Raw genomic sequence first — 14210 nt, 5'->3', positions numbered from 1 at the left:
CTAAGCAACACTGTATAATGAACGGGAACACATATTCTTATCTTCCATATTTTTTACTATCGTATGGAGAGAGAAGATTCAGACAACAATTATAATATATTAATCTAGTTTAGACGATAGAGGGGAGACGGGCAAATGAGTGATATTGTCGTCAGTACGAAGACTTTTGAATTGGAGTCCGAGTATACACCCCAGGGCGATCAGCCTCATGCCATAGATGAATTACTACAAGGCATCCGGCAGGGTAAGAAGCACCAGACGCTGCTGGGAGCGACAGGTACAGGGAAGACCTTTACTGTCGCGCAAGTTATTTCCAAATTAAATCGCCCCACGCTGGTTATTGCGCATAACAAGACACTGGCTGCCCAGCTGGCAAGTGAGTTTAAGGAGTTTTTCCCGAATAATTCGGTAGACTATTTCGTCAGCTACTACGACTATTACCAACCAGAGGCGTACATTCCCTCCTCCGATACTTATATTGAGAAAGATTCCAGCATTAACGAAGAGATTGATAAACTTCGCCACTCCGCGACAAGCTCCTTGTTCGAACGGCGTGACGTTATTATTGTAGCGAGTGTGTCTTGTATTTACGGTCTCGGTTCACCAATGGAATACGGAAGCTTGCTGTTGTCCTTGCGGGTTGGGATGGAGAAGCCGCGCAATGAGATTCTGAGCAGACTGGTGGATATTCAATACCAGCGCAATGATATCAATTTTGTACGCGGAACATTCCGTGTACGTGGTGATGTGGTTGAAATCTTCCCGGCCTCTCAGGGTGAACATGCGATTCGCGTTGAATTGTTTGGCGATGAGATTGAGCGGATCACTGAAATTGATGTTTTAACGGGTGAATTGATCGGTGAACGCGATCATGTCGCCATTTTTCCGGCTTCTCACTTTGTTACCAAGGAAGAAACGATGCGTGTAGCAATAGTCAATATTGAACGGGAGCTGGAAGAGCGGCTGACCGTGCTTCGTGACGCAGGCAAGCTTCTGGAAGCGCAACGTCTGGAACAACGGACACGTTACGACATTGAGATGATGAAGGAAGTGGGTTTCTGTTCAGGGATTGAGAACTATTCCGGGCCACTAACCTTCAGGGAGCCAGGAGCAACTCCATATACGTTAATGGATTATTTTCCTGATGATATGTTAATTGTCGTAGATGAATCCCATGTTACCCTTCCGCAAATTCGGGCGATGTATAACGGTGACCGGGCGCGTAAGACAGTGTTGGTAGAGCATGGTTTCCGTCTGCCTTCTGCACTGGATAACCGTCCGCTTCAGTTCGAAGAGTTCGAAGATAAAGTGAACCAGATCATTTACGTTTCTGCGACACCTGGACCTTATGAAATGGAACACTGCGAAACTATGGTGCAGCAGATTATCCGTCCGACTGGGCTATTGGATCCAATCATTGAGGTTCGTCCTACAGAAGGCCAGATCGATGATCTGATTAGCGAAATCCGTGACCGGGTCGAACGTGATGAACGTGTACTCGTTACCACTTTGACGAAGAAGATGTCGGAGGATCTGACAGACTACTTTAAGGAAATCGGTATTAAGGTTCGTTATATGCACTCTGACATCAAAACACTGGAACGGATGGCGATCTTGCGGGATCTTCGTCTCGGTACGTTCCATGTACTGGTAGGGATTAACCTCCTGAGAGAAGGTCTCGACTTACCGGAGGTATCTTTAGTTGCAATTCTCGATGCCGATAAAGAAGGGTTCCTTCGTTCCGAACGTTCACTAATTCAGACGATTGGCCGTGCGGCTCGTAACTCTGAGGGTCGTGTAATCATGTATGGTGATCGGATCACTGATTCGATGGAGAAAGCGATGAGCGAAACATCGCGCCGTCGCGCCATTCAGATTGCTCATAATGAGAAACATGGCATCACCCCAACCACCATTAATAAAAAAGTGCGTGACATCATCGAGGCAACGAAGGTTGCTGAGTCTAAAGCCGATTATCTCACAGGTGTTGGTGGCAAGATGAATAAGAAAGAAAAACAAAGTCTGATCCAGCGTCTGGAAGCTGAAATGAAGGACGCTGCCAAGAACCTGCAATTCGAACGCGCGGCAGAGCTGCGCGACGCATTGCTGGAGCTTCGGGCTGAGTAACAAACCATTAATGCATCACCGATATTTAAAATAGGTATTGAACGGTGCTGTCCTAGACCGTTCTTTTTGAATCAATAGAGGGTCGCGTATCCAGTAATGTTTATGGCACTTAAACGTATCCCGCAGGGACAGCGCCCGCAATGTACTTGGTACTTATGCGTATCCCGCAGGGACAGCACCATGCAACGTCTATGACAGTTGCTTGTACCTGCTTTTAGGTAGTGCGAGAATGTCCAAGCGGTCCCGCAGGGATAAGCGCTCTGAGCATTATAGTCACTAAGTTACGTCCCACCATACTCCTTCTCCAGAAAATGCGGGTGTCCAGAGGGTGCAACCCTTGGGGCCCTCCCTTGGAAGAGAGGGTTTGGGAGGGATCGAAAGGCTTTGAAAAGGCTTTGAGAATATTTTGAAATAAAGTTGAAATAGTTTTTTAAAGGAGAGGTTCCGTTGGCGAACGAAAATATTGTAATTAAAGGCGCGAGGGCGCACAATCTCAAAAACATCGATGTGACGATTCCACGTGACCGTTTCGTCGTGCTGACGGGACTTAGCGGCTCAGGTAAATCATCGCTTGCATTTGATACGATTTATGCTGAAGGACAACGGCGTTATGTTGAATCTTTGTCGGCTTATGCACGTCAGTTTTTGGGACAAATGGAGAAACCAGATGTGGATTCAATTGATGGTTTGTCTCCGGCGATATCTATAGATCAGAAGACAACAAGCCGGAACCCACGCTCCACGGTAGGTACAGTTACGGAGATTTATGACTATTTGCGGTTGCTCTTTGCACGTATTGGTCATCCCCATTGCCCAGAGCATGGTATTGAGATTACCTCCCAGACCGTTGAACAGATGGTAGACCGGATTATGCAGTATCCCGAGAAAACTCGGTTGCAGATCCTGGCGCCAATCATTTCAGGACGTAAAGGTGAGCATAAAGGGCTCTTCACAGATATCTCTAAGCAAGGCTTCGTACGTGTGCGTGTGGACGGGGAACTAAGAGATCTGTCTGAGGATATTGAACTAGAAAAGAATAAAAAACATACAATAGAAGTTGTGGTAGACCGGATCGTTGTTAAAGACGATGTGGAGACCCGGCTGACGGATTCACTGGAGACGGCGCTTAAGCTTTCGGGCGGTAAAATCCTTGTGGATATCATCGGCCAGGAAGAGCTGCTTTTCAGCTCTAACTTTGCTTGTCCAATTTGTGGTTTTAGTATTGAAGAGTTGGCACCACGGATGTTCTCTTTCAACAGTCCGTTTGGAGCTTGTACAGAGTGTGATGGACTTGGCATGAAGATGGTGGTCGATCCAGACCTGCTTATTCCTGATGCTGAGAAATCCATCGAAGAAGGTGCTTTTTTAGCTTGGACTGGAAGTACTTCTAATTACTATCCGCAATTCCTGAAGTCGGTTTGTGAACACTTTAAAATTCCACAGAACGTTCCGGTAAGCAGTCTGACACCTGATCATATGAATAAATTACTGAACGGAACAGGCAGTGAGAAGGTCCGCTTCCGTTATGAAAATGATTTCGGTCAAAAGAAAGATGCGATGGTTGCCTTTGAAGGGATTATACCTAACCTAGAGCGGCGTTACCGTGAAACTGCTTCGGATGGTATTCGTGAATTTATCGAAGGATTTATGAGTGCTAAGCCATGTCATGTATGTAAAGGTAAACGTCTGAAAAAAGAAATATTAGCTGTGACTATCAATGATCATAATATTTCTGATGTTACGGACCTTTCAATAGGAGACTGCCAGCATTGGTTTGAAGAGATAAAATTGAGTGAAAAAGAAACAGCCATCGCCAACCTCATTCTAAAAGAGATCTGCAATCGGCTTGGATTCCTTGTGAATGTAGGCTTGGATTATTTGACGCTTAGCCGTGCAGCGGGTTCGCTTTCCGGTGGTGAGGCGCAGCGTATTCGGTTGGCTACTCAGATCGGTTCAAGTCTCATGGGTGTATTGTACATTCTGGATGAGCCAAGTATTGGCTTGCATCAACGGGACAATGATCGCCTGATCTCTACGCTTGCGCATATGCGTGATTTAGGCAACACGCTGATTGTTGTAGAGCATGACGAAGATACGATGATGGCAGCGGATTATATTATTGATATTGGTCCGGGCGCAGGTATTCATGGTGGACAAGTTATGGCTCAAGGGACGCCAGAAGAGATTATGAAAGATCCGAATTCATTAACGGGTGAATATTTAAGCGGACGTAAATTTATTCCGGTTACTGCTAAACGCCGTCCTACCGATGATCGCTGGGTAGAAATACGTGGTGCTAAAGAGAATAACCTGAAAAATGTGAATGTGAAGATTCCATTAGGTGTATTTACAGCGGTGACAGGTGTATCGGGTTCCGGTAAATCCTCGCTTATCAACGAGATTCTTTACAAGAGTTTAGCACGGCAGCTGAATAAGGCTGTGAAGGTGCGTCCTGGTCAGCATAAAGAAATTCGTGGACTAGAAAATCTCGATAAGGTTATTGAAATCGATCAGTCGCCAATCGGGCGGACACCGCGCTCCAACCCAGCAACTTATACAGGTGTATTCGATGACATCCGTGACCTATTCTCCAAGACAAATGAGGCTAAGGTACGTGGTTTCCAAAAGGGACGCTTCAGCTTTAACGTAAAAGGCGGACGTTGTGAAGCTTGCCGTGGAGACGGGATCATTAAGATTGAGATGCACTTCTTGCCGGACGTATACGTCCCTTCGAAGTATGTAAAGGCAAACGGTATAACCGGGAAACACTAGAAGTGAAATATAAAGGCAAAAACATTTCAGATGTGTTAGAGATGACGGTAGAGGACGCAACAGAGTTTTTTGTAAATATCCCGCGTATCCATCGTAAAATGCAAACACTGATGGATGTAGGACTTGGTTATATTAAGATTGGTCAACCGGGAACCACTTTATCCGGTGGTGAAGCACAGCGGGTAAAATTGGCTTCTGAGCTCTACCGTCGCAGCACGGGTAAAACACTTTATATTTTGGATGAGCCTACGACAGGTCTGCATGTAGATGATATTGGTCGTCTGCTTGAGGTATTGCATCGTTTGGTGGATTCCGGAGAATCGGTTCTTGTTATTGAACATAATCTGGATGTAATCAAGACTGCGGATTATATCATCGATATGGGACCGGAAGGTGGTAGCGGCGGTGGTACCGTCCTGGCAACAGGAACACCGGAGAAGATCATTACTGTCACAGAGTCTTACACAGGTAAGTATCTGAAGCCGGTTCTGATTCGTGATACAGAGCGGACCGAAGCGCTTATGCTTGAGACGGCGGAAACCCTCTAAATAAACAGTAAGTAATATAACCTATGTATAATAAGGCCTCGGTATCTTGCCGGGGCTTTTATTGTAGGTTGTAAGCAATAATTTTCACAGGGGAAATATATAACAAATAACAACGAACAGCTAACCTCGTCCTCTAGAATGGAGTCAAGGCCATTTAAGGCGTTGTAGGATTATCCGGTAATTTTACGAAAGACGGCTCATAGATATATGATGTGATATTTCTAGCAAAAGTTATACGAATTCTATAGAAAAAATGGATTTAATAATAGGCAAGGTAGGCATATGTAGGACATGTTCGTAGTAAGATTCAATGAGGAGTATTCTGTTGATAGGGTTAACAAGTAATTGATTAACGTTAGGGCCAAAAGTTCCTTGAAAACCGAATAATTAATCATCATATCACTCTATCAAATAACTGTTTGTTAGATTAGGGAAAACTTCCCTGAAAATCCGAGTTTTTAGATCATATAAGGTGAAATCCGGGAAAACCTCCCCAATTATCGGGTGAATTTACTCATATACCCGGTTTTCTAATGATTTTTAGGGAGGAATTCCCTGATAACCACAAAATGAACTGTTAATCGGACAATTTTAGGGAGAATTTCCCTAATTCTTTAAAAACCTAAATTTTGAGCTCAGAATGTTAAGTTCTAAGTTCTAAGTTCTAAGTTCTAAGTTCTAAGTTCTAAGTTCTAAGTTCTAAGTTCTAAGTTCTAAGTTCTAAGTTCTAAGTTCTAAGTTCTAAGTTCTAAGTTCTAAGTTCTAAATTTCAATTCACTGCTCAATTTATCTCATCTCTAAAGCAGTTAACGGACTTTCTATTGTAACCTTCACGACGAAAGAGTTGATTGGGCTCACAACGTTTCCCTAAGCGCACTCAACTGTCAGTGATCAATCTCATCAATATTACGGATTTTGCAGGGATAAAATATATTTTTTGCGACAAATACATAATTTTTCTACAAAACCTATTGCATCGCCCAAATGGTAGCGATAACATAGAAGGTGATATGGGGATTACTGGATCTTGCTTGACAACATTTTTGAGGAGGTAAGGTTATGCTGCTTGCAGAAGTTGCCGCGCAAGGACCGTCTAAATTTCATACCTTTGATGTGTTTATGATTTTATTTACCATCTTGATTTTGGTCGGGGTTGTTCGACTATTGAAAGCTCCCCAGAAGAACAAATTTGCCATTGGTTTTGGAGCCGTTAGCTTGCTGGTTTTTGTGATCTCTGACTATGCCATGGTGATGCATTGGTTAAGTTAATGAAAGAACTAAATTGAACAGCTTTGCACCAAAAGACTCCTTTAACGCCATGGGCGCATTGAAGGCGTCTTTTTTCAAATAATATAATGTAAAATTTATCCATGAGCAAAGAGAGGGTCTGGTGAGGAATGAGGAGTATTGGGGAGAAGCTGGCGAGGAAAGGACTAGGTCTATTACTATGCGGCGTAATGCTGTCAGGAGTATGGAGTCAGTCGGTGTTTGCTTTTGATAGTACTAGTAAGGTGGTCAGTAAAGCGGCGGCAGAAGATCCGATACCTGGAATTATTAAAAGTATCACTCCCTCTGTTGTGGGCATTATCGGCAAAGACGAGAGTGGCGGGAATAGTGGCCCGGATAATCGGTATAATCTGACGCATGGCTCCGGCATCATTGTGAAATCGAACGGATGGATTGTAACCAATGCTCATGTAATCAAGGATCTGCAAAATGCCATAGTAGTCACCTCGGACTCCAAAACCTACAGTGTTAAAGAAACATATCTGGATGAAGTTAGTGATCTTGCGCTGATCAAAATCAATGCCACCCATTTAAAGCCCGCCAAGTTTATTCCAGCGAATAGCAAAACAGTGGTTGGGGAGAAGGTTATTGCTATCGGAACACCGATTAGCTTTTCTCTACGAAATTCAGCGACAGTAGGCGTTATAAGTGGTCTTAACCGTGAGGTAGATGCGGCTTACCGTCTTATCCAGAGTGACACAGCGATTAATCCCGGAAATAGCGGAGGGCCGCTAGTAAATATGAAAGGTGAGGTGCTGGGAATCAACAGCCTGAAATACTCAGCAGTGGGCGTGGAAAATATGGGGTTTTCGATTCCGGCGAATACTGTGCAGTATATTATGAACCAGCTTTTAAAATATGGTGAGGTGCAGCATCCGAGTCTGGGGCTAGAGCTGGAGGCAAGCTGGTCTACGATTGTGGGATTGCCAACGCTGGACCCGCTGTCCGTCACGAAGGTGGTGTCTTCAGAAGCGCTCAAGTCAGGGGTTGCTGAAGGGGACGTCTTGTATAGCATCGATGGGCATCGTGTGGTCTCACTAGTTGATATTAATGAATTGTTCAAAAGCTACCTGCCGGGAGCAACTGTGCGGCTGGTTATGCAAAGCGATGGGGATATCGTCGTCCGTAAACTCGTGCTCACTCAAGGTGATCCGTTGTTAACCGGAGATGATTATGAAACGGATGGGGACGAGCACGCGGAAGAGTGATTAGCAAACTGGAGAGGGGGACGGTAAATGGGCTTGAAAATTTTAAAACAAGGATTTTGTGCGATGCTGGCCTTATTACTGCTATTTTCTATATTACCCATACAAACAGCATTAGCTTCACAAGGAGATAAGCTACAGCTGAGTCTAAAAGTTGGCAGTACTTCAGCTACGGTGAATGGTAAGAAGGTGGTTATCGAGCGGCCTTATACGGAGAACGGAACGGTTATGGTCCCGCTTGGGGTTTTTAAAAAGACGTTTGGCAGCACTGTTTCCTTAGAGCAGAACAATGTGGTAAAAGTAACCTATGGTGCTCATTCAGGGGCGATGACGATTGGGAGCGATATCGCTTGGAAGGATGGAATCAAAGTTAAACTGGGTTCAGCGCCCCGGATGGTTTCAGATGTGCTGATGGTACCGCTTCGCTTTGTAGCTGATGTGTTAGGTGCGACACTCTCTCAAGGGAGTGGGGATGAGCTAATGGTTACCCTAGTTCCTATAGACAGCGAAGAAGATACGCCAGAGGAGACTGGGATTGACAGCGATGTTGGTAAGACTCAAATTGGAAACAGCTATTTTCAATGGACACTGAATTATCCCTCAGGGCTGATTGCTGGAAATAGCGGTGGAGATGAAAGTGTGGCTACCTTTTCAAGTGCGGACAATCTATATTATGTGGAGATTCATGTAAGTGACCAGGCGGTTGCGGTAGATGCGGATGGGCTGCTGGAACAGCTGGTTCGGGAGGTCGAGGCAGGTGGGGAGTTGATATTGGATCGGGAGTCGTTCCCCAAAGCCGCGATACCTTATGCTAGATTGATCAGTAAAGATTCCAGTGGAGCGCTCTGGGAAAGCAGACTGTTATATGCTGAAGGTCGACTCTACGAGATTTATTTGACGGATAACAAAGCAGTTAATTATAAAGATTTTGCTAAATACACAGGATTACTTAACTCTTTCCAGCCTTCTTTTGATACTAAAAGTAAAAAAATCCGTGATCTTTCTACGGTGAAAAGTGGATTGCGTGACGCGTACAATGAGGACTATGGGATTTCACTACAGGTTCCCGCAGATTGGAGTAAGGACGACCAGCATCTCTATTATGAGAGTAAGCAGGGAAGTCATCTGAGTGTGGCGGTTACCTCGGCACCTGCTGGTTCTACACTAGAGAGCTGGGCTGAAGATCTGAAAACGAAAACTAAAGAAAACTTTGTAGCGGATGCTTATGTTCTGAAAGACAGCAACAAGTCGGAGATCTCCGGTGTATCTGCACAAATCAATGAGCTACAGCTAAATTACGGCAACGGTGTTACTACAGAATATCAAGCTCTCATACTCAAAAATGGGTATCGCTATTATTTTGAATATGTAACAGCTGCTGGGCAAGATGACGATAAGGCAAAATTCAAAGCCATCATATCCTCTATTGATATTGATTTTGATCTGCTGAAGGAGAACTTCGGGCGACTCGCTAGTGATGATTATAAGACGCTCAAAAATAAGACATTAACCAAAGTATCCAAAACCTACGGTTATGCCATTGATATTCCAAGTTTATGGACACCTTATCAGGATATTTTTGAGACGCAGTCGATTGAATATCGCTTCAGCGGAGGACGTCTACAGATCAACTCAAAATCCGAGGGTTCAGTGGATTATACAGTTAATGTTCTCAAAGATGCTTATCAAAATAAAAATAATGATCCCAAAGGCCCTCGTATAGAAAGTGTAGTGGAGTCTACCTTTGCGGATGTCCCTGCTACGATCATAACTGCACATCAAATCAAAAATGGCATCCCTTTTCGCAGCAAGCAGGTTGTTTTCGGCAAAAATGATGTGGTCTACACGATTACCGTTACGCTGAATGATGCCAATGCCACTGCAGAACAGCAGGCTCTATTAGACAAGACGTTACAATCGTTTCGGTTTACAGGCAGCAAGTAGTTAAAAGAGTACCAATGTCGTAGCTGACACACGAATAGAAGCGTATAATTCAATCAGACGAAGAACGTCCCAGTTGCCGATTTGGCTTGGGGCGTTCTTTTTTTGGATAAAGAGGGAAAAGGGATTGGACCCAATGTTATCCAAGTTGGGCATAATTTGAATAGCTAAAGGGTGGATTAGTGTATTCGATTTGATACAACATTCTATTGTATGTCACGATATTCCTAGTGAATTGTTGTAAATGTTGCAACTTTTTGTGCCAGTTGTCGATACTAGAGTGTGAGAATGATGCTTTATGTACAACATTTAGTTGTTGAAGCGCTGGATAAGTCGATATAGTTACATGTTCTACAACATTCACGGAGTAAAGAGCAATAAGCAAGAAGTCAGCTTCCTGACAGCATTATGACTTTTATTCTATATAAATGTTGGTAAACGCATGGCGCTCAAGTGTGATATTTGATACAATTATCAAGTTAATCAACTAGAAATGACCCGTCAAATGGCGGTTTGGGAGGATATAAATGAAAGAGCAACAAATACGCAGAGAAGACGTGGAGCTATTGGCACCCGCAGGTGATTGGGACTGCATGCGTGCAGCGGTAGCAAACGGAGCGGATGCTATCTTTTTTGGCGTAGAGAAGTTTAATGCACGGGCCAGAGCGAACAACTTTCGCATGGACGAGCTGTCGGAAATTATGGCGTTTTTGCATAGCTATGGTGTGAAGGGCTTTTTGACCTTTAATATACTGGTTTTTGAAAATGAATTGTCTGATGCAAAAGAACTGATTGATGCATGCGTGGATGCTGGCGTGGACGCAGTAATTGTACAAGATTTAGGTTTGGTCAAAATGATCCGCGAAATCTCACCGGATTTCCCGATTCACGGATCGACACAGATGACCATTACTTCGCCGGAAGCGGTCGAGTTTACTAAACCTTTTAGTTTGGAACGTGTGGTATTAGGTCGTGAGAACAATCTGAAACAAATTCGTACGATCGGGGAGCAAGCCCGCCTGCCGATGGAAGTATTCGTACACGGTGCTTTGTGTGTTTCCTACTCCGGTCAATGTCTGACCTCTGAAATGTGGGGCGGACGTTCTGCCAACCGCGGTGAATGTGCGCAGGCTTGCCGCCTGCCTTATGATCTGATGGTGGATGGTGAGGTAAAACCTATGGGAGACGTAACTTATTTGCTCTCTCCTAAGGACCTGGCAGCAATTGATCTAATGCCTGAGCTGATCGAGGCGGGTGTGACTTCTTTTAAAATCGAAGGTCGCCTCAAAAGCCCGGAATATGTAGCGAATGTAGTTAGTAAGTATCGTAAAGCGATTGATCGGTATTTTGAAGGCGATCTGTCTAAACCTTCGAAGGAGGAGGTGCGTGAGCTGCAACAAAGCTTCTCCCGCGGGTTTACACATGGTTTCCTGGATGGAACGAACAATAAGAAACTGGTAGACGGGACTTTCCCAAAAAGCCGTGGTGTATATTTGGGGACTGTTGAGCAAATTCTGCGTGACGGAGTGGTCTGCCGTATTCATGCACCGCTTAAGCGTGGGGACGGAATTGTTTTTGACGCTGGGGATCCGACGAAAAAAGAAGAAGGCGGTCGTGTCTACGACCTTCGTCGTAAAGGTGTGAAGCTGGAAGGCGAAGCCGGAGAAGGCTGGATCATCGACATCGTAGCCGGTCGTAATGATGTGGATCTTCGTCGTCTAAATGTCGGTGACCGCATTTGGAAGACAAATGACCCTGCGTTAGATAAGGCGCTGCGCCAGACTTATGAAACTGAAAAGCCGTACCGGGTATTTCCGGTACATGTTAGAGTGCAAGGCTGCGTCGGCGAGAAGCTGACGACTTGGTGGACGGACGTTCAGAAGAACGTTACCGTCCGTGTGGATTCGGAGCTCGCGCTGGAAGCCGCGCAAAAGCGTCCGATGGATACCGCGCTGCTGGAAGAACAATTCGGCCGCCTGGGCGGGACCGTGTTCCAGCTTGACGCGTTGGAGTCGCATCTGCAAGGCGACGTCATCGTCCCTATGCGCGAGCTGAACAGCATCCGCCGCCAAGCGGTGGAGCTGCTTGCGGGCGAGCGCCCGAAACCGCCCGTCTACGTGAAACGGGCGATCGAGGTTTACGGCGACGCCACCCGCAGGGGTGTCGCTCCGCAGTGCGCTGGTGAAGCGGAGCTCACCGCGCTGTGCCGCAGCCTGCCGCAGGTGCAGGCTGCGCTCGAGGCCGGCGTGAGAAACATCTACGCCGACTTCGAGTTTATCAAGCAGTTCCCGGCAGCGGTAGATGCGGTACGGGCTGCAGGAGCCAGCATAGCGCTGGCCACGCCGCGCATTCATATGCCGGGCGAGAACGGCTACCACGCGAATATTCTTCGCTTGCAGCCAGATGCTGTGCTCGTGCGTAATACAGGCGCGTTATATTATTATCTGCGCCGCCGCCAGGAGCAACCGGATGCTGTGCATCCACGCCTGATTGGCGATTTCTCATTGAATATCGCCAATCATAAAGCAGTGGATTTGTTCCTTGAGGCAGGCTGTGACATAGTAACGCCATCCTATGACTTGAACATTCAACAGATGGTCGATCTGCTTGAGCACAGCGATACTTCCCGGATGGAGGTCGTTATCCATCAGCATTTGCCGATGTTCCATACTGAACACTGTGTGTACTGTACCTTTATGAGTGAAGGCACGGACTTTACGAACTGTGGTCGTCCTTGTGAAGAACACCGTGCTTCTTTGCAAGACCGTATTGGAATGTCACATCCAGTTCGTGTGGATGAAGGCTGCCGTAATACCGTCTATAACGCTGTTGAGCAGTCTGGTGCGGAGTATTTGAACAATTTCCGTGACCTAGGAGTATCTTCATACCGTGTGGAGTTCTTGGAAGAGACGCCAGAGCAAGTGGCTGAGGTAATCAGCCTCTACAGCCGCGCTCTGCGTGGTGAAATCTCTGGTACGCAGGTATGGAAGAGCCTAAAGGCTACTAACCAACTTGGCGTAACGCGTGGGCAATTGGTGAACGCGAAGTAATAAGAGTTAAGAGTTAAAGAAAAAGGGCTAAGTAACTACCAGGTAGATGCTGGTATTGCTTAGCCCATTTTATTAGATTTGATCTCGTCCTCACCCTAATTTGCATATACTAAATAATAGTATATTATGGGGGCAGCAAAGTATTTAAAATAGCAATTTGATTATAATTCCTGCCCTCTTATTTCATTGGAATAGATATACAAATATAACAAACACTCTGACATAAATGTGCTGTAACTGCTATAATTGAAAGAAATATGCCATTTTAGGGTACTTACAGATATGTAATTGAAAAGAGTATATGATAGAAGGAGTTAATGTGATGAAGATCCGTAAAGCGATTATTCCCGCCGCAGGTCTCGGCACTCGTTTTTTACCTGCAACTAAAGCAATGCCTAAAGAAATGCTACCGATTGTAGATAAACCGACGATCCAATATATTGTTGAAGAAGCTGTTGCTTCCGGGATCGAGGATATTATTATTGTAACAGGGAAAGGTAAACGTGCGATTGAAGACCACTTTGATAACTCTTTTGAACTGGAATTTAACTTGGCTGAGAAGCAGAAGTGGGAGCTGCTTGAATCCGTTCGTAAATCTTCCGAAATGGCCGATATTCATTACATTCGTCAAAAAGAACCAAGAGGTCTCGGACATGCGATTTGGTGTGCACGTAAATTCATAGGAAACGAACCGTTTGCTGTCCTACTCGGCGATGATATTGTTGAAGCGGACAAACCGTGCCTCAAACAGATGATTGACATATATGACGAGTATAAATCTTCTATCGTAGGTGTTCAGCCTGTTCCGTGGGAGGAAGTATCACGGTATGGTGTGGTAGATGGTTCGTCTTTGGCGGAACGTGTCTACAAGGCAAATCGTCTAGTAGAGAAGCCGAAGAGAGAAGAGGCTCCTTCGAACTTAGCTATTCTGGGACGATATATTTTAACTCCACGTATCTTCGATATGCTTGGAGAACAGCAGGTGGGTGTAGGTGGAGAGATCCAACTTACAGATGCGATAGCACGTCTAAGCGAGGTTGAACGAATTATTGCCTATGACTTTGAAGGTAAACGTCATGATGTGGGTGAGAAAATGGGCTTTATCCAGACTACCATTCATTATGCACTTCAACACGAGGAGCTTAAAGATGACTTGCTTCGTTATATGAAAGAGCTTGTCGAGAGCGAAGCAGCTAAGGTCGGGCTATAAGTAAATCTCATATATCGAAAAAAGGCGCGCCACTGTAATTACAGTGGCGCGCTTTTATGGTTTCTTTCTT

General features: G+C 45.2%; 6 protein-coding genes and 1 pseudogene. All 7 read left to right on the top strand.

Features of this window, described 5'->3' with window-relative positions; translation table 11 throughout:
* Positions 1-135 precede the first annotated feature (135 nt).
* The 7 genes and pseudogenes from uvrB to galU all read left to right on the top strand — a co-directional run bounded on the left by uvrB (position 136) and on the right by galU (position 14140).
* Positions 136-2127, top strand: coding sequence for an excinuclease ABC subunit UvrB (gene uvrB / locus MHH86_RS28770; protein ID WP_036678623.1), 1992 nt, complete (start codon positions 136-138; stop codon positions 2125-2127).
* Positions 2128-2574: 447 nt separating this feature from the next.
* Positions 2575-5447, top strand: a pseudogene (gene uvrA, locus MHH86_RS28765) (excinuclease ABC subunit UvrA).
* Positions 5448-6506: 1059 nt separating this feature from the next.
* Positions 6507-6716 carry a DUF2759 family protein gene (locus MHH86_RS28760; protein WP_036678627.1) on the top strand — a complete coding sequence of 70 codons (210 nt, stop codon included), beginning with the start codon at positions 6507-6509 and terminating at the stop codon, positions 6714-6716.
* A gap of 188 nt (positions 6717-6904) precedes the next feature.
* Entirely contained in the window at positions 6905-7942 is a 1038-nt protein-coding gene (locus MHH86_RS28755; RefSeq protein WP_256717406.1) for a trypsin-like peptidase domain-containing protein, read from the top strand.
* Between the two features lie 27 nt (positions 7943-7969).
* On the top strand, positions 7970-9883 hold the full coding sequence (locus MHH86_RS28750; protein ID WP_076317150.1) for a stalk domain-containing protein: 1914 nt from the start codon (positions 7970-7972) through the stop codon (positions 9881-9883).
* Between the two features lie 524 nt (positions 9884-10407).
* A complete protein-coding gene (locus tag MHH86_RS28745) occupies positions 10408-12930 on the top strand; it encodes a U32 family peptidase (protein ID WP_076317151.1) in 2523 nt (840 codons plus the stop codon).
* Between the two features lie 322 nt (positions 12931-13252).
* Positions 13253-14140 carry a UTP--glucose-1-phosphate uridylyltransferase GalU gene (gene galU, locus MHH86_RS28740; protein WP_076212535.1) on the top strand — a complete coding sequence of 296 codons (888 nt, stop codon included), beginning with the start codon at positions 13253-13255 and terminating at the stop codon, positions 14138-14140.
* Positions 14141-14210: the final 70 nt, after the last annotated feature.

It is taken from the genome of Paenibacillus sp. FSL F4-0097, from assembly GCF_038593125.1.
Lineage (GTDB): Bacteria > Bacillota > Bacilli > Paenibacillales > Paenibacillaceae > Paenibacillus_AQ > Paenibacillus_AQ odorifer.
The sequence above is the reverse complement of the archived record's forward strand: the minus strand, read 5'-3'. Positions and strand labels throughout refer to the sequence as shown.